The following is a 16,100-nucleotide window of genomic DNA, read 5'->3' on the forward strand; positions in this document are numbered from 1 at the left end:
GTTGCCCGGGCCCGCACCTTGGCCAGCAGCAGAGGCGGCGCTCGCCCTCCCGGACCATCGGCATCGCCAACGCGGAGTGTGATCACCTCTTCCACGCCGGCTCGCAGCGGGGCAGACTGCGGCCATGTCGACGAAGATGCAGATGGCCACCGCCCGTGCCAACGGACTGGGGGAGGTGCTGCGCCGCAGCGCTGCTCGCTTCCGGGACAAGACGGCGATCATCGACGGCGAGACGCGGCTGAGTTACCGCGAGTTCGACGACCTGTGCACGCGGGTGGCGGCCGGTCTCGCCGGTCACGGCATCAACCCGGGCGACCGGGTCGCCCTGCTCAGCCGCAACTCCGCCGACTTCGCGGCGATCGCCTGGGGCGCCGCCCGCCTGGGAGTCATCCTCGTCCCGATCAACTTCATGCTCACCGCGGACGAGGTCGGTTACATCGTCGGCGACAGCGAGCCGGTCGCCTTCATCACCCAGCCGGAGTTCGTGGACACCGCCACCGAGGCGATCGCCGCGAGTGGACAGGCGGTCCCCACCCGCATCGTCACCGGGGAGGCGAAGGGGGAGTGGGCCCCCTTCGCCGACCTCGCCGCGACCGACGCGACCGGCTGGACCCCTCCGGTGGTCGCCGACGACGACCCGATCCGGCTGATGTACACCTCCGGCACGGAGTCCCGGCCGAAGGGAGCGCTGCTCACCTCCCGCGCACTGCAGGCCGAGTACCTCAGCGCGATCATCGACGGCGGGATGACCGGCGACGACATCGACCTGCACACCCTGCCGCTGTACCACTGCGCGCAGCTGGACTGCTTCCTCGGGCCCGACCTCATGCTCGGCGCGACGAGCATCATCCTGCCCGCGCCGGAGCCGGCGACCGTGCTGCGCACCATCGCCGAGCACGGGGTCACGAAGTACTTCGCGCCGCCGACGGTGTGGATCGGCCTGCTGCGCCACGCGGACTTCGACACCACCGACCTGTCCTCGCTGCGCAAGGGCTACTACGGCGCCTCCCCGATGCCGGTGGAGATCCTCAAGGAGATCCAGCAGCGGCTGCCGGACGTCGACCTGTGGAACTTCTACGGCCAGACCGAGCTGGCCCCGGTCGCGACGATCCTGCCGCCGCACGAGCAGCTCTCGCACGCGGGCTCGGCCGGCTTCCCGGTGCTCAACGTCGAGACCCGGCTCGTCGACGACGACGGCGTCGAGGTGCCCGTCGGTGAGATCGGCGAGGTGGTCCACCGCAGCCCGCAGATCGCGGCCGGCTACTGGCGCAACGGGGAGAAGACCGCGGAGGCCTTCAAAGGTGGCTGGTTCCACTCCGGGGACCTGGCGATCGCCGACGAGGACGGCCGGATCACGATCGTCGACCGCAAGAAGGACATGATCAAGACCGGCGGCGAGAACGTCGCCTCGCGCGAGGTCGAGGAGGCGATCTACGCCCACCCCGACGTCGCGGAGGTCGCGGTCTTCGCCCTGCCGGACCCGAAGTGGGTCGAGGCGGTCACCGCGACCGTCGTCGCCAAGGAGGGCTCGGAGCTCACCGTCGCCGCGATCGAGGAACACTGCGCCGGAGTACTCGCCTCCTTCAAGCGGCCCAAGCGGATCGAGGTCCTGCCCGAGCTGCCGAAGAACCCGAGCGGCAAGATCCTCAAGCGCGAGCTGCGGGAACGCTTCAGCTGATGCCCGCGTACGTCGCCTTCCTCAGGGCGATCAACCTCGGCGCCCGCCGGAAGTTCCCCAAGGCCGACCTGCAGCGAGTCGTCGAGTCGGTCGGCACCGATGTGCAGGTGCACCTCAACACCGGCAACGTGCTGCTGACCAGCCGGCAGCGCTCGACGGATGCGGTGGCGCGGACGCTCGAGCGGGCCTTCGCCGCCGACCGGGGGTTCGAGGTACCCACCGTGGTGCTCACGCTCGACGAGCTGGTGAGCGTCGCCGCGGAGGCCGACACGGTGGCGGGGGAGGCCCCCTTCGTCGTCGCGGCGCACTACGTCTCGTTCCTCAAGGAGGAGCCGAGCGCGGAGGCGGTCGCCGCCTTCACCGCACGGGAGACGAAGGGGGAGACCGCCGTGGTCCGCGGTGCCGCCGTGCACCTGCTGGTCGCCGAGGCCGAGAACTACCGCGGGGCGAAGCTGCCCGGGGCGGTCGAGCGGGACCTCGGAGTCGCGACGAACCGCAACGTCACGGTGGTGAGGGAGCTGGCACGTCGCTGGGGCGGCGGATGATGCGTCCGCGCTGACGGACGCGCTCGTTCGTGACAGCCTCGTGGGCATGGGGAAGCGCCACTCACAGTCGTGTCCGACCGCCTCGACCTGTGTCAGCGCGCACCGTGCTGCCGGTCGAGCCGTGCACGCGCTCGCGGTCAGTGCGGTCGTCGTGGCCCTGGCGTCCTGCTCCTCGGACCCGTCGGGCGGCTGGACGCCGGAGCCGCAGGCCGTCTCCTCGCAGCAGTTGGCGCAGCTGCTCGAGTCCTGCCCCGAGCTGCAGTCGGAGGATCCCGAGGAGATCACGGCGGGCGTTCGTGGGGAGCGGGCTCTGCTCGCGCACGGTACGCCCGAGTTGTTCCGCTTCTGCGTCCTCGACGGTGTCGGGACAGGCGACGTGCGCAATACCGGTCACGGCTCTGGTCGAAGCACCGGCGACATGGCCACGGACGAGGTGAGGGTGCTCCAGTGGGGGGCCAACGCCCTGGGCCGGGACGGCTACTCGATGATGATGGGCGTCGTCGGCGAGGACGTCACCGGCGTCGAGATCAACGTCGGCGCCGCCCTGCCCGAGCGGCTCGAGGCCCCCGACACGATGACGGCGACCGTCGAGCACGGACGCTTCCTCGGGTGGTGGCCACAGGGCAGGGCCGCAGGCGAGGACGCGTTCAAGGTGACGCTGAACCTGCAGCTCGCGGACGGTGAGCGGGTCGAGCAGCTCGAGCCGTGACGACGACCGACATCAGCCGTCGTCCTGCGACGACGGATGGTAGCGGGCGACCTTGCGGTCGGTGAGCACGATGTGGACGCCGAGCGCGACCGCCGCCATCACCGCGACGACGAAGAAGAGCATCGCGATCGCCGGGAAGCCCAGGAAGGTCACCTCGGTCTCCACGCTCATCATCATCGCGGCGCCGATGATCGTCGCCGCGATGATCAGCCCGAGGGTGAGCCGGTTGGCGGTGCGCTGGAGCACGAGGTGCAGCCGCTGCTCGTCGAGCGCGTCGATCTGCACGCGCAGCTCGCCGCGGGCGAGCGAGTCGAGGATGCGGTTGGCGCGCTTGGGCAGGTGGGCGGTGAACTCCTTGGCCTCGATCGCGGCGGCCAGCAGCCCGCCGGGGGAGGTCTTCAGCGACGAGGCGAAGATGTCGGAGACGTTGTCCCGGATCGCATCGGCGGGGGAGAAGTCCGGGTCGAGGTGCGAGGTGGTCTGGTCGAGGTTGAGCAGGGCCTTGCCGATCATCGCCATCTCGGCCGGCGGGCGCAGCCCGTGGACCCCGGAGAGGCGGGAGAGCTCGACGAGCAGCCGCCCGGCCTCGAGGTCCGGGCCACTGGCCATGGCCTCGCTGACGAGGTGGGCGACGTCGTCGCGGAAGGCGGCCGCGTCGTAGTCGTCGAGCGCGTGTCCCATGTCGGCCAGGACGGCGGCGGCCTCCTCCCCGTCCCCGTCGTTGATCGCCAGCAGGAGCTTGGTCACGTGCGTCTGCACGCGCTGCGGCACGGTGGCGATCATCCCCAGGTCGAGCAGCGCGAGCCGCCCGTCCTCGGTGACGAGCAGGTTGCCGGGGTGGGGGTCGGCGTGCAGCACGCCCTCGTCGAGGATCATCTGCAGGTAGCAGTGGAAGAGCTGCTCCACGAGCGGCCGGGCGTCCAGGTCGATGAGGGCCAACGGCCCCAGGTCGGTCACCTTGCGGCCCTCGATGTGCTCCATCGTCAGCACCCGGGTCGTCGTCAGCTGCAGCACGGGCTCGGGCACGACCAGCCGGTCGTGCGCCTCGGTCAGCTCGATGAACCGCAGCAGGTTGCGGGCCTCCCGGCGGTAGTCGAGCTCGTCGACGAGCGAGCGGCGGAACTGGTGGAGCAGCTGGTTGAGACCGTAGGAGCTGCCGACGCTGGTGTGCTTGTCGACCAGGCCGGTGACCTTGTCCAGCACGTCCATGTCGCCGCGGATCGTCTCCCGCACGTCCGGGCGCTGCACCTTGACGACGACGTCGCGGCCCGAGCGGGTCGTCGCCCGGTGCACCTGCCCGAGCGAGGCCGCCGCGAGCGGCTCCTCGTCGAAGAAGGCGAAGGCGTCCTTGAGCCGCATGTCGAGCTCCCCCTCGACGATCTCGCGGACCTCGGCGAAGGAGAAGGGCTCGACCGTGTCCTGCAGTCGGGTGAGCGCGTCGGTGTACGACGGGGGCAGCAGGTCGAAGCGCGTCGAGAGCAGCTGGCCCATCTTGATGTACGTCGGGCCCATCTTCTCCAGGTCGTTCGCGAAGGCCTGCGCCCGTGCGTCGGAACCCTCGGGCATGTCGTCGCCCCCGGTGAGGCCATCCACCTGGGCTCCGGCGAGCAGGTCGCTCCGGGCATGCCGGAGCAGGAGTCGGACGAGGTCGGTGTAGCGGCTGCTCATGGTCCCATCCTGCCGAGGATCGAACCGCAGGGGTGCGTCGGGGTCGGGCCAACTAGACTCTTCGGCGGACGCACCCCCCTTCGCACCCAGGAGACGCCCCGTGGGACGCATCGTCGTCGACGTCATGCTCAAGCCCGAGATCCTCGACCCCCAGGGCCAGGCCGTGCGCGGTGCGCTGCCGCGACTGGGGCTGGACCAGTTCACCGATGTGCGGCAGGGGAAGCGCTTCGTGCTCTCCGTCGACGGCGAGGTCACCGAGACACACCTGGCCAGCGCCCGCGAGGCCGCCGAGACCCTCCTGTCCAACCCGGTCATCGAGGACGTCGTCAACGTCCACGAGCTGACGACGGACGAGCCCGAGCAGGCTCCGATCACCGGGGCGGGCGCGTGAAGATCGGCGTCATCACCTTCCCCGGCAGCCTCGACGACGCCGACGCCCGCCGCGCCGTGCGCATCGCCGGCGGCGAGCCGCTCGCCCTCTGGCACGGCGACGCGGACCTCCACTCGGTCGACGCGGTCGTCATCCCGGGCGGCTTCTCCTACGGGGACTACCTGCGCGCCGGGGCCATCGCCCGCTTCGCCCCGGTCATGGGCGAGGTCATCACCGCAGCGAAGGGGGGCCTGCCGGTCCTCGGGATCTGCAACGGCTTCCAGATCCTCACCGAGTCCCACCTCCTGCCGGGATCGATGATCCAGAACGACCACCGCAGGTTCCTCTGCCGCGACCAGGTCCTGCGCGTCGAGAACGCCGCGACGGCGTGGACGAACGGCTTCGAGGCCGACCAGGAGATCACCGTGGTCCTGAAGAACCAGGACGGTCAGTTCGTCGCCGACAGGGACACCCTGGACCGCCTCGAGGGGGAGGGCCGGGTCGCCTTCCGGTACGTCGGCGTCAACCCCAACGGCTCCTCGCGCGACATCGCCGGCATCAGCAACGAGCGCGGCAACGTCGTCGGCCTCATGCCGCACCCGGAGCACGCCGTGGAGGAGGGCTTCGGCCCGGGGCTCGACGGCCGCACCGTCTTCACGTCCGTCCTCGAGCAGGTGGTGTCCGCGTGAGCGAGACCGACATGAGCCAGCAGACCGCGAGCGTCCTCGACACCGTCGAGAAGGCCGGTACCACCCCGGACACCGCCCAGCCGTGGGCCGAGCTCGGCCTGAAGCAGGACGAGTACGAGCGCATCCGCGACATCCTCGACCGGCGCCCCACCAGTGCGGAGCTGGCGATGTACTCGGTCATGTGGTCCGAGCACTGCAGCTACAAGTCCTCCAAGGTCCACCTGCGGCGCTTCGGCGACCTGCCGGCGGAGACCCCGCTGGGCAAGACCCTCGCGGGCATCGGCGAGAACGCCGGCGTCATCGACATCGGGCAGGGTTGGGCGGTGACCTTCAAGGTCGAGTCGCACAACCACCCGAGCTACATCGAGCCCTACCAGGGCGCGGCCACCGGCATCGGCGGCATCGTCCGCGACATCATGGCGATGGGCGCCCGCCCGGTCGCGGTGATGGACCCCCTTCGCTTCGGTGCGATCGACCATCCCGACACCGCCCGCGTCCTGCCCGGTGTCGTCAAGGGCGTCGGTGGCTACGGCAACTCCCTCGGTCTGCCCAACATCGGTGGCGAGGCCGTCTTCGACGACTGCTACCAGGGCAACCCCCTCGTCAACGCCCTGTGCGTCGGCCGGCTGCGGCACGAGGACCTGCACCTGGCCAACGCGTCGGGCACCGGCAACAAGGTCATCCTCTTCGGCGCCAAGACCGGCGGTGACGGCATCGGTGGTGTCTCCGTCCTCGCCTCCGAGTCCTTCGACGAGGGTGGCCCGACCAAACGCCCGGCCGTCCAAGTCGGTGACCCCTTCGCCGAGAAGGTCCTCATCGAGTGCTGCCTCGACCTCTACGCCGCGGGCGTCGTCGAGGGCATCCAGGACCTCGGTGGCGGTGGCCTCTCGTGCGCCACCTCCGAGCTCGCGTCCGCCGGTGACGGCGGCATGCACGTCGAGCTCGACCGCGTCCCGCTGCGCGACTCCACGCTCTCCCCCGAGGAGATCCTCATGTCGGAGTCGCAGGAGCGGATGATGGCGATCGTCGCCCCCGACAAGCTCGACGACTTCCTGCGGATCACCGGCCGCTGGGACGTCGAGGCCGCCGTCCTCGGCGAGGTCACCGACGGCGACCGTCTCGTCATCACGTGGCACGGCGAGACCGTCGTCGACGTCGAGCCGGGCACCGTCGCCCACGAGGGTCCGGTCTACCACCGCCCGATCGCCCGGCCGGAGTGGATCGACGCGGTCCGGGCGGACTCCAGCTCCGCCCTCCCGCGCCCGGACGACCACGGTCGCACGCTGCTCGACCTGCTCGCCTCGCCCAACCTGTGCGACAAGTCCTGGATCACCGACCAGTACGACCGTTATGTCCTGGGCAACACCAAGCAGGCCATGCCCCACGACTCCGGCATCGTGCGCATCGACGAGGAGTCCGGGCTCGGCGTCGCCGTCTCCACGGACTGCAACGGCCGCTTCGGTCGGCTCGACCCCTACGCCGGTGCCCAGCTGGCGCTGGCCGAGTCCTACCGCAATGTGGCCGTGGCCGGGGCGCTGCCGCTGGCCGTCACCGACTGCCTCAACTTCGGCTCCCCCGAGGACCCGGGCGTGATGTGGCAGTTCGAGCAGTCCGTGGCCGGTCTCTTCGACGCCTGCCTCGAGCTGGGCATCCCGGTCACCGGCGGCAACGTCTCGTTCTACAACCAGACCGGTGAGACCGCGATCCACCCGACGCCCGTCGTCGGTGTCCTCGGCGTCCTCGACGACGTCGCCACCTCGGTGGGCTCCGGCTTCGGTGCGCCGGGGGACATCGTCCTCCTCCTCGGCGAGACCCGAGACGAGCTCGACGGCGGCGAGTGGGCCAACGCGATCCACGGACACATCGGCGGGCGTCCCCCCAAGGTGGACCTGGCCGCGGAGAAGGCCCTCGCGGAGTTCTTCGTCGAGGCCGTCCGCCGCGGGCTCCTCACCAGCTCGCACGACCTGTCCGACGGCGGCCTCGCGATCGCGCTCGCGGAGTCGGTGCTCCAGGGCGGCACCGGCGCCGCGGTCGATCTGGCACCGGTCCTCGAGCGGGACGGCGTCGATGCCTTCACCGCCCTGTACTCCGAGTCCACGGCACGTGCGCTCGTCACGGTCTCCTCCGAGAGCGACCTGGCCGACCTCGTCGCCGTGGCCGAGACGCACGGCGTGCCGATGGCCCGGCTGGGCGTCACCGATGGCACGGACCTGCGGGTCCAGGACGTCCTCGCGCTGCCGTTCGACGAGATGCGCATGGCGCACACGGGGACGATGGGCCGGTACTTCGGGTGAGCGCGGTGGGCTCGGGCTGGCTGGTGGTCTTCGACTGCGACGGCGTGCTCGTCGACAGCGAGCGACTCAACATCCAGACGTGGACCGCGATGATGATCGACGCCGGAGTCGACTTCACCGAGGACGACGCCGTGCAGACCTTCGTCGGCAAGGCCTACGCCGACAACCGGGTCACGATGGCCGAGATGACCGGAGCGGTCCCGGACCCCGAGTGGGAGAGGCGGTGGCGTGCCGAGTTCGCGCGCAGCCACGAGCGTCTCGAGCCGATCGAGGGCGCGCGGGAGGCCGTTGTCGCCGTCCAGGACGTCGGGCACGCGGTGTGCGTCGCCTCGGGATCGATCCGGCGGGCCATCGGCAGCAAGCTGACCACCGCCGGTCTGGTCGACCTGTTCCCCGAGGAGGCCCGTTTCAGTGCCGAGCAGGTCGAGCACGGCAAGCCGGCCCCGGACGTCTTCCTCGCGGCCGCCGAGTCGATGGGTTTCGTGCCCGACCGGTGCGTCGTCGTCGAGGACAGCAAGGCCGGTGTGGAGGCCGCGCGGGCGGCCGGGATGAGGGTCGTCGGGTACCTCAGCGACATCACGCCCGATAACTGGCTCGAGGACTCGGACGCGATCATCGCCGACATGGCCGACCTGCCCTCGGTCATCGCGCGCCTGACCCACACCTGACCCCCGACTTCGCAGGAGCCCTCAGCAGATGCGCGCCTCGGCCGCAGGAGCCTATGCAGTTGCGCGCCTGGGCCGCAGGAGCCTAAGCAGTTGCGCCTCTTGGTTGCAGGAGCCTAAGCAGTTGCGCGCCTGGGCCGCAGGAGCCTAAGCAGTTGCGAAGGGGGCGGGGCCGGGTCTCCCCTCAGAGCACCTTGGACAGGAAGTCCTGGGTGCGCGACTCCTGCGGGTTGGACAGGATCTCCCGGGGGTCGCCCTGCTCGACGACGACGCCATCGTCCATGAAGACGAGGCGGTCACCGACCTCGCGGGCGAAGCCCATCTCGTGGGTGACGACCATCATCGTCATGCCCTCGTTGGCCAGCGTGCGCATGACCTCGAGGACGTCGCCGACGAGCTCGGGGTCGAGCGCACTGGTCGGCTCGTCGAAGAGCATCATGTCCGGGTCCATGGACAACGCCCGCGCGATGGCGATGCGCTGCTGCTGACCACCGGAGAGCTGCGCGGGGTAGGCGTTCTCCCGGCCGGCCATGCCGACCTTCTCGAGGTTGCGGCGCGCGACCTCCTGCGCCTCGGCCGTCTTGCGCCCCTTGACCCGCTTCTGGGCCAGGGTGAGGTTGCGCAGGACGTTCAGGTGCGGGAAGAGGTTGAACTGCTGGAAGACGATGCCGATCCGGGTGCGGACCTGCTCGAGGTTGGTCTCCGGGTCGGTGATGTCGACGCCCTCGACGAGGATCGTCCCGCTCGTGGGCTCCTCGAGACGGTTGACGCAGCGCAGCAGCGTGGACTTGCCCGACCCGGAGGGGCCGATCACGCAGACGACCTCACCCTGGTCGACGTGGAAGTCGATGCCCTTGAGGACCTCGTTCTTGCCGAAGGACTTGTGCAGGTCCCGCACGGCGATGGCGGGAGTCCCGCCGGGACGTGGGTTCGCGCTCACCGGGCTCACTGTCCCATCTTCTGACGTCGTTCCATGTACGCCACCAGCTGGGTCAGCGGCAGCGTGATGATCAGGTAGCCCGCGGCCGCCATGAGCAGCGGGGTCGCGCTGGCGGTCTGCGAGACCATGTCGCGGGCGAAGGTCGTCAGCTCGCGGTCCCCGAGCGCCATCCCGGCGATGAAGAGCAGCGAGGTGTCCTTGATGATGATGACCAGCTCGTTGGTCAGTGGTGGCGTGATGATCCGGAAGGCCTGCGGCAGCACGACCGAGATCATCGTCCAGGTCGGGCTCATGCCCAGCGACTTCGCGGCTTCGACCTGCCCCTTCGGGACGGCCTGGATGCCGGCGCGGATGGTCTCGGCGATGTAGGCCGCCGAGACGATGATCAGGGCCAGCAGGCCGGCACCGACGCTGCCGCCCGGGGGCCGCCAGTCGAAGGCGACCGGGACGGCGAAGGCGAAGCCGAAGATCACCAGCAGGGCCGGCAGCCCGCGGAAAAGCTCGATGTAGGCCGTCGACACCCAGCGGTAGGGCGCGACCGGCGAGAGCTTCATCAGGGCCAGGAGCAGGCCGAGCACCAGTCCGCCGAGGAAGGCGATGAACGTGTAGAGGACGGTGTTCTTGGCCGCCGTGGTGACGATCGCCGGCCAGGAGGCCTGCGCCGAGCCCGCGTCGAGGAAGCTGTCGCGGGCGGCCTCCCAGTCGGCCGCGAGGAGGACGAGGACCACCGCCACCACGAAGATGGCGTACAGGGTTCCGCGGAACAGGCGTCTGCGGGTGGAGGGTTTCACGTGTTGACCTTCCGGTGGTTACCTACCGAGGGCTGTGGCCCGGGTGCGGGACCCGGGCCACAGGGTGGATCACTTCTCGGTGAAGTACGTGTCGTAGATCTCCTGGTACTTGCCGCTGTCGCGCAGCGAGGCCAGCTCCTCGTCGACCGCCGTGAGCAGCTCCTCGCTGCCCTCCTCCTTGACGGCGAAGCCGTACTGCTCGTCGGTGTCGTACTCCTCGACGATGGTGAAGGCGCCCTCGTCGGTGTGCAGGATGTTCACCGGGAGGTCCTGCAGGACGGCGTCGACGCCACCGGACTGAAGTGCCGGGAAGAGCTCGGCATCGCTCGGGTAGGCCTTGGTCTCGGTGTCCTCGGGGACGTTCTCCTGGGCGTACTTCTGACCGGTGGTGCCCTGCTGGACACCGACGGTCTTGCCGGCGAGGTCCTCGATGGACGTGATGTCGGAGTCCTCGGGCACGAGCAACGACTGGAGCGAGTCGTAGTACGGCTCGGAGAAGTCGAGGTTCTTCTCCCGCTCCTCGGTGATCGTCATGGCGCTCGCGCCGATGTCGCAGGTGCCGGCCGCCAGCGCGGACCCGCTCTGCAGACCCTCGAAGCCGACGTCCTTGATCTCCAGCTCGAGGTCGAGCCCCGAGGCGATCTCCGTCATCAGGTCCATGTCGAAGCCGGTGTACTCGCCGTCCTCCTCGAACTCGAAGGGCGGGTAGGGGATGTCGGAGCACACCGTGAGGGTCCCGGACTGGATGAGGCCGAGACCGGCGTCGTCGCCGCCGCCGCCGGAGTCGTCACTGCTTCCGCCGCAGGCCGTCAGGGCCAGCGTGGAGGCTGCGAGGAGAGCGAGAGGAAGTCGTGCCCGCATGGGAGCCGCCTTTCATGGGTCAATGGATCGCAAGCGTGGGTGCAGCATATTGTTCGACGAGATGGTCGAGGGGCGAGGTCGTCCCGGTCGGTCGACCGTCGCGGCTCGCCCCGCGCATCACCCCTGAAGTGCGTGTCGCCCGCCGGGAGAGCAGGGGCAGGCGCGACCTTATCAGCGGCTCGTGTGGGTCAGATCACAAAACCATCTCCATCGGGGTCATTCTGTGCGCCCCGTCCGTGCGGGTCAGCGGGCCCGCCAGGTCCCCGGGTCGGGTGCGACCGGCGAAGGGCGGGAGTCGCCGTCCGTGATCGGCGTGCCGCCGTTGGTGCGCCGGGTCAGTGCGGCCCCGGCGAGCACACCGGAGGGGAAGGGCCACCGGCCCACCTGCCGGCGCAGCTCGTCGGCGTCGATCGGCCGGTGCGAGGCGAGCAGGAGGGTGTTGCCGTAGCGCCGCCCCTTCATCACGTCGCGCATCGCCACGAGCGCCACGCCTTCCCCGTTCGTTGAGGTGCGCAGGCCGTCCGCGGTCAAGCCTCGAAACGTACCGAAGACCGCCAGCAGCCCGGCGACCACGTCCTTGACGTGCCGCCACCCCGGCTCGTCCGGGCAGTTCATCGCCAAGAAACCGTCCGGGCGCAGGACGCGGGCGACCTCCGCGAAGAACTCGACGGTCTGCAGGTCGGCCGGGACCCTCCCTTCGTCGAAGGCGTCCACGAGGACGACGTGCGCCGACGCGTCCTTGAGGGCGGCCACCCCCGCCCGTCCGAGCTGGGGGCGCACCCGGATGCGGTGCCCGCGCGGCAGCGGCAGCTCCTCGCGCACCGCGGCGGTGAGCCGCTCGTCCGGCTCGAGCACGATCTGCGGCGAGCCGGGCCGGGTGGCCTGCACCCATCGCGGGAGGGTCAGTCCGGCCCCGCCGACGTGGGTGACCCCGATCGGGTCGGGGCCGGGGAAGGTCGCGTCGATCGCGGCCGCCATGTGCTGCACGTACTCGAAGACGAGGTGCTCCGGGTCGGCGACGTCGACGTGGCTCTGCGGGTGCCCGTCGCGCATCACCGTCACCCCGCCGTGCTCGTCCGGCACGAACTCGATCCCAGCCACCCGCTGATCCTCCCTCACCTGCCCAGGCGGACAGCACGAAGGGGGTCACGCACCCGATCTGGTGCGTGACCCCCTTCGCCGGGGTGCTACCTGTTGTTGCCCTGGCCGGGTCGGACCTCGGTGTCGTTGCCCTTGCCGGGCCGGTCACCGTCCCGGCCCTTGCCGGGGCGGTCACCGAGTCGGTTGCCCTTGCCGGGGCGCTCGTCGGCGTTGCCCCTGCCGGGGCGCTCGGCCTCGCCGGCGGCCACCGTCACCGGGAAGGTCGCCGTCGTCCCGCTCGGTGAGGCCACGAGCGTGACCGTCGCGTCCCCGACGAGCTCGGGCACGGTGAAGGTGATCTCCGCGCTGCCGTTGCGCGTCGGCAGCCCCTCGATCAGCCCGGTGGTGATCGGGAAGGTCCCGACGGACGTCTCCCCAACGAGGACCTCCACCTCGGTGTTGGTCGGTGCGTCGACCGAGGTCAGGTCGAAGCCGGAGGCGGTGAAGGAGACCTCCTCACCGGCGACGAGCTCGCGCGGCTGGTCGTCGACCGCGACCGCGCGCTTGGCGAAGTCCGGCTCGACGACCTCGCGCGACTCGAAGTAGTCGACGAAGGCGTCGGTGTCGATCAGTCCGCTGTCGGTGCGGTTGCTCCCCTCCGCGAGCACGGTGAAGTTGTCACCACCGCTGAGGAGGAAGGAGCCGGAGGTGACGGTGTACGTCCCCGCCGGGTCGATCGGTGCCCCGTCGACCGTCACGGAGGTGATGCGCTCGCCCTCCGGAGCGTCCGGGTCCCAGGTGTAGGAGACGTTCTCGGAGACACCCAGCTTGAGGAAGGGGCGCGACGCGTCGGCCGGCTGCCACTGCTGCTCGAGCACCCGGACGAACTGCTCACCGGTCACGTCGACGGTCATCAGCGTGTTGGCGAAGGGGTTGATCGCCGCGGCCTCGGCGAAGGTCACCTCGCCGGGGGCCTCCTGGCGGGTGGGCGCGTAGTAGAGCTCGTCGCGCAGACCGCCGGGGTTCATGATGCCGATGTCGGCTCCGGGACGCCCCTCCCGGTTCATCGCGTCCAGCCAGATGTCGGCGGTGAGGTTGCCCAGGGTCGACTCGCGCATCCGGTCGTCGCGGTCGTCGTCGACGGGGACGGCGGTCGTGATGTCGTCGGAGACCGTGCCGACGACCTCCCGACCGATCACCTCGGCGTCGGCGACCGCGGCGTCGACGATGCTCGCGGCCGCGTCGAACTCGGGGTCACCGGCACAGGTGTCGAAGGACTCGAGGGTGGGCAGGTTGGTCGCGGAGTACTCGGTCACCTCGCCGGTGGCGGGGTCGTAGCCCAGCTGGACCTGCCCGACGGGGTCGCCGTAGGAGCCGGACTGGATCACCGGGCGGGTTCCGCCGTCCGGGTCGGCGGCGTCCCACGCGTACTCCTGGTGGGTGTGCCCGGTGAAGATCGCGTCGACCTCCCCGGAGGTGTTGCTCACGATGTCGGCGAAGGCGCCCCCGGCCGCCACCTGCTCCTCGAGGGTCGTGCCGGCGGTGGCGCCCTCGTGGTACTCGGCGAGGACGACGTCGGCCTCGCCGTTGGCGGCGTCGCCGTCGCTCAGCTGCGCGGCGACCCGGTTGACGGCCGCGACCGGGTCGCCGAACTCGATCTCGGTGATGCCGGCCGGCGAGACGAGCGAGGACGTCTCCCGGGTGACGGCACCGATGACGGCGACGTCGAGCCCGTTGATGCTCTGGATCGAGTACTCGTCCAGCGCCGGGGTGGTCGTGCCGGCCGCGTAGACGTTCGCGCCGAGGTAGTCGAAGTCGGCCGTGTCGGCCACCCGGCCGGTCAGGTCGGCGAAGCCGCCGTCGAACTCGTGGTTGCCGACGGCACTGGCCCGCATCTCGAGCGCGTCGAGGAACTCGATCGTCGGGGTGTCCTGCTGCGAGGAGGAGACGAAGGGGGAGGCCCCGATGTTGTCGCCCGAGGACAGCAGCATCGTCTCCTCCTCACCGAGCGCCGACTTGGCCGACTCGATGGTGCAGGCGACGGTCTTGCCGAGGGCGCCGGTGCCGTCGCCGTCGATGCGGCCGTGGAAGTCGTTGATGTTGAGCAGGTTGACGGCCGTGAGTGCGGGGTCGATCCCGCCCGGGTCGACCGGGTCTGCGGCGTGGGCGGCGCCGCCGCTGGCGACGAGCGCGATGGTCGCGCTCGCACCGGCGAGCAGCGACGCACCCCGTGAGGTGATGGGCATGGGTGTCCTCCCGAGAGCTGTGGCGTGGCGTGCCCGCGCGCGGGCACGCGACGACTGTGCCGCATCCGGGTGGCTCTCGCAGGACGAAGGGCGTCCGGGGCCTTGCCGGGAGATGAATGATCGGCGGTGGGAGACTGGGGCCATGGCTGCACGACGGCGGATTCCCGTGGACACGGGCCGGACCGCCCTGCGCGCGTGGGCCGGTGCCGAGGAGCCGGCCGCCGTGGAGCGGGCCACCCTCGCGACCGCCGTGCGCTACACGATGGAGGAGCTCGCCGAGCGCGCTCCCGGCCGCAGCGTCGAGGTGCGGGTGCCCCCCTTCGCCGCGACGCAGTGCGTGGAGGGCCCGGTGCACACCCGCGGCACCCCACCGGCGGTCGTCGAGACCGACCCGCAGACGTGGCTGGCGCTCGCGGTCGGTGACCGCACGTGGTCCGACGCGGTCGACGAAGGGAGCGTCCGGGTCAGCGGTCAGCGCACCGACCTCTCCGCCCACCTGCCGCTCACCGGCGAAGGGAGCCGAGCAGCTCGTCCATGACCGTCAGGATCGCCACGGTCTCCTCGAGCGGCATGACCGGCGACTCGGTCTCGCCGGCGGCCACGCGCAGCGCGACCTCGACCGCCTCGTGGCGCAGGCCCCGGTGCTGCTCGATCGGGTCGCCGGTCATCGTGTCGAGGACGACCCCGTCGGCACCGACCAGACGCATCGTCGTCGGCATGTAGAACATCGTCTCCAGCTCCAGGCGGGCCCACGTGCCGTTGACCGAGGCCGTCGTCGGGGTGCTCGCGGACATGTCCGTCGAGAGCGAGGCGACGGCGCCGCCGGGGCCCTGGGCCACGAAGGCGAAACGTCGGTCGACGCCGAGGTCGGTCAGGTCACCGAGCCCCGCGACGCGCTCGAGCCCACCGAGGGCGAGCGAGGCGAAGGACAGCGGGTAGATGCCCAGGTCGAGCATCGCCCCGCCCGCGAGGGCCGGGTCGGAGAGGCGCTGCGGACCGTCCGGCCACAGCCGGATGCCGTGGTCGGCGAGCACGGTGCTCACCTCGCCGAGCAGCCCGAGCTCGAGCACCTGCCGCAGCACGTCGATGTGCGGCAGGAACCGGGTCCACATCGCCTCCATGCAGAAGACGCCGGCCTCACGGGCGGCGGCCACGATCTGCCGGGCCTCGTCGGCGGTGGGAGCCATCGGCTTCTCGACGAGGACGTGCTTGCCCGCGGCGATCGCCAGCAGCGCGTGCTCGAGGTGCTCGCTGTGCGGGGTCGCGACGTAGACGACGTCGACGTCCGGGTCGGCGACGAGCGAGGCGTAGTTGCCGTGGGCACGGGTGTCGGAGGCGTGCTCGGCCACGAAGGCCTGCGCCCGCTGCTCGTCGCGCGACCCGACGGCGACGACCTCCTGGGTGGTGCCGCGCAGCGCGAAGGCCATCTGCGAGGCGATCCCGCCCGCCCCGAGCAGGCCCCACCGCAGGCCCGGCGCAGTGGCGGGGTCGGGGGTGCGTGGCGAGGGGAGTGTCATCCCCGGGACGTGGGCGTGCGGGCGCTTTGGGTCCATGCGCCCAACCT

The 16,100-nt window shown here is 70.8% G+C and carries 15 protein-coding genes; 8 read left to right on the top strand and 7 right to left on the bottom strand.

Translation table 11 applies throughout. The annotated features are described in order from the left end of the window. Positions 1-124 precede the first annotated feature (124 nt). The 3 genes from PVE36_RS01000 (at position 125) to PVE36_RS01010 (ending at position 2,932) form a co-directional block, all read left to right on the top strand. On the top strand, positions 125-1,678 hold the full coding sequence (locus PVE36_RS01000; RefSeq protein WP_277454018.1) for a fatty acyl-CoA synthetase: 1,554 nt from the start codon (positions 125-127) through the stop codon (positions 1,676-1,678). Continuing rightward, positions 1,678-2,223 (top strand): DUF1697 domain-containing protein, encoded by a 546-nt coding sequence (locus PVE36_RS01005; RefSeq protein WP_277454020.1) that lies wholly within the window; start codon positions 1,678-1,680, stop codon positions 2,221-2,223. The genes PVE36_RS01000 and PVE36_RS01005 overlap by 1 nt, the downstream gene beginning before the upstream one ends. Before the next feature lie 121 nt (positions 2,224-2,344). Then, positions 2,345-2,932: a hypothetical protein gene (locus PVE36_RS01010; RefSeq protein WP_277454021.1), complete on the top strand. Its 588-nt coding sequence runs from the start codon at positions 2,345-2,347 to the stop codon at positions 2,930-2,932. Positions 2,933-2,944: 12 nt separating this feature from the next. Here the strand turns inward: PVE36_RS01010 and PVE36_RS01015 are convergent, their stop codons facing one another. Continuing rightward, positions 2,945-4,600 carry an AarF/UbiB family protein gene (locus PVE36_RS01015; protein ID WP_277454022.1) on the bottom strand — a complete coding sequence of 552 codons (1,656 nt, stop codon included), beginning with the start codon at positions 4,598-4,600 and terminating at the stop codon, positions 2,945-2,947. A 100-nt stretch (positions 4,601-4,700) separates the two neighbouring features. Between PVE36_RS01015 and purS the strand changes: the two genes are divergently transcribed. From purS to PVE36_RS01035, 4 genes are read left to right on the top strand one after another with little or no spacing between them, the layout of a single operon-like run. Next, the gene (purS, locus tag PVE36_RS01020; RefSeq protein WP_277238687.1) at positions 4,701-4,991 is read left to right on the top strand and encodes a phosphoribosylformylglycinamidine synthase subunit PurS; all 291 of its coding nucleotides are present in this window, start codon (positions 4,701-4,703) and stop codon (positions 4,989-4,991) included. After that, positions 4,988-5,659, top strand: a complete 672-nt coding sequence (gene purQ / locus PVE36_RS01025; protein ID WP_277454023.1) for a phosphoribosylformylglycinamidine synthase subunit PurQ — start codon at positions 4,988-4,990, stop codon at positions 5,657-5,659. The genes purS and purQ overlap by 4 nt, the downstream gene beginning before the upstream one ends. Positions 5,660-5,670: 11 nt before the next feature. After that, a complete protein-coding gene (gene purL, locus PVE36_RS01030) occupies positions 5,671-7,953 on the top strand; it encodes a phosphoribosylformylglycinamidine synthase subunit PurL (RefSeq protein WP_277455887.1) in 2,283 nt (760 codons plus the stop codon). Next, complete coding sequence (locus tag PVE36_RS01035; protein WP_277454025.1) at positions 7,950-8,621, top strand: HAD family phosphatase; 672 nt, start codon at positions 7,950-7,952, stop codon at positions 8,619-8,621. The genes purL and PVE36_RS01035 overlap by 4 nt, the downstream gene beginning before the upstream one ends. Before the next feature lie 181 nt (positions 8,622-8,802). Here the strand turns inward: PVE36_RS01035 and PVE36_RS01040 are convergent, their stop codons facing one another. The 5 genes from PVE36_RS01040 to PVE36_RS01060 form a co-directional block, all read right to left on the bottom strand. Then, complete coding sequence (locus tag PVE36_RS01040; RefSeq protein ID WP_277454026.1) at positions 8,803-9,558, bottom strand: amino acid ABC transporter ATP-binding protein; 756 nt, start codon at positions 9,556-9,558, stop codon at positions 8,803-8,805. Positions 9,559-9,563: 5 nt separating this feature from the next. Next, on the bottom strand, positions 9,564-10,349 hold the full coding sequence (locus tag PVE36_RS01045) for an amino acid ABC transporter permease (protein ID WP_277454027.1): 786 nt from the start codon (positions 10,347-10,349) through the stop codon (positions 9,564-9,566). Between the two features lie 69 nt (positions 10,350-10,418). Continuing rightward, positions 10,419-11,210, bottom strand: a complete 792-nt coding sequence (locus PVE36_RS01050; RefSeq protein ID WP_277454028.1) for a basic amino acid ABC transporter substrate-binding protein — start codon at positions 11,208-11,210, stop codon at positions 10,419-10,421. A 243-nt stretch (positions 11,211-11,453) separates the two neighbouring features. Further along, positions 11,454-12,311, bottom strand: a complete 858-nt coding sequence (locus PVE36_RS01055) for a fused MFS/spermidine synthase (RefSeq protein WP_277454029.1) — start codon at positions 12,309-12,311, stop codon at positions 11,454-11,456. Positions 12,312-12,397: 86 nt separating this feature from the next. Next, entirely contained in the window at positions 12,398-14,536 is a 2,139-nt protein-coding gene (locus PVE36_RS01060) for a bifunctional UDP-sugar hydrolase/5'-nucleotidase (protein WP_277454030.1), read from the bottom strand. A 142-nt stretch (positions 14,537-14,678) separates the two neighbouring features. Between PVE36_RS01060 and PVE36_RS01065 the strand changes: the two genes are divergently transcribed. Then, positions 14,679-15,074, top strand: coding sequence for a sterol carrier family protein (locus tag PVE36_RS01065; RefSeq protein ID WP_277454031.1), 396 nt, complete (start codon positions 14,679-14,681; stop codon positions 15,072-15,074). Here the strand turns inward: PVE36_RS01065 and PVE36_RS01070 are convergent. Next, the gene (locus tag PVE36_RS01070) at positions 15,040-16,089 is read right to left on the bottom strand and encodes a Gfo/Idh/MocA family oxidoreductase (protein WP_277454032.1); all 1,050 of its coding nucleotides are present in this window, start codon (positions 16,087-16,089) and stop codon (positions 15,040-15,042) included. The genes PVE36_RS01065 and PVE36_RS01070 overlap by 35 nt on opposite strands. Between the last annotated feature and the right edge of the window lie 11 nt (positions 16,090-16,100).

Origin of the sequence: Janibacter sp. DB-40, assembly GCF_029510815.1 — a bacterium.
Taxonomy (GTDB): domain Bacteria; phylum Actinomycetota; class Actinomycetes; order Actinomycetales; family Dermatophilaceae; genus Janibacter.

What these genes read in the sequence shown, in the direction of transcription:
- PVE36_RS01000 (WP_277454018.1), top strand. Translation starts at nt 125, where the DNA reads ATGTCGACGAAGATGCAGATGGCCACCGCCCGTGCCAACGGACTGGGG.
- PVE36_RS01005 (WP_277454020.1), top strand. Translation starts at nt 1,678, where the DNA reads ATGCCCGCGTACGTCGCCTTCCTCAGGGCGATCAACCTCGGCGCCCGC.
- PVE36_RS01015 (WP_277454022.1), bottom strand. Translation starts at nt 4,600, where the DNA reads ATGAGCAGCCGCTACACCGACCTCGTCCGACTCCTGCTCCGGCATGCC.
- purL (WP_277455887.1), top strand. Translation starts at nt 5,671, where the DNA reads ATGAGCCAGCAGACCGCGAGCGTCCTCGACACCGTCGAGAAGGCCGGT.
- PVE36_RS01050 (WP_277454028.1), bottom strand. Translation starts at nt 11,210, where the DNA reads ATGCGGGCACGACTTCCTCTCGCTCTCCTCGCAGCCTCCACGCTGGCC.
- PVE36_RS01060 (WP_277454030.1), bottom strand. Translation starts at nt 14,536, where the DNA reads ATGCCCATCACCTCACGGGGTGCGTCGCTGCTCGCCGGTGCGAGCGCG.
- PVE36_RS01065 (WP_277454031.1), top strand. Translation starts at nt 14,679, where the DNA reads ATGGCTGCACGACGGCGGATTCCCGTGGACACGGGCCGGACCGCCCTG.
- PVE36_RS01070 (WP_277454032.1), bottom strand. Translation starts at nt 16,089, where the DNA reads ATGGACCCAAAGCGCCCGCACGCCCACGTCCCGGGGATGACACTCCCC.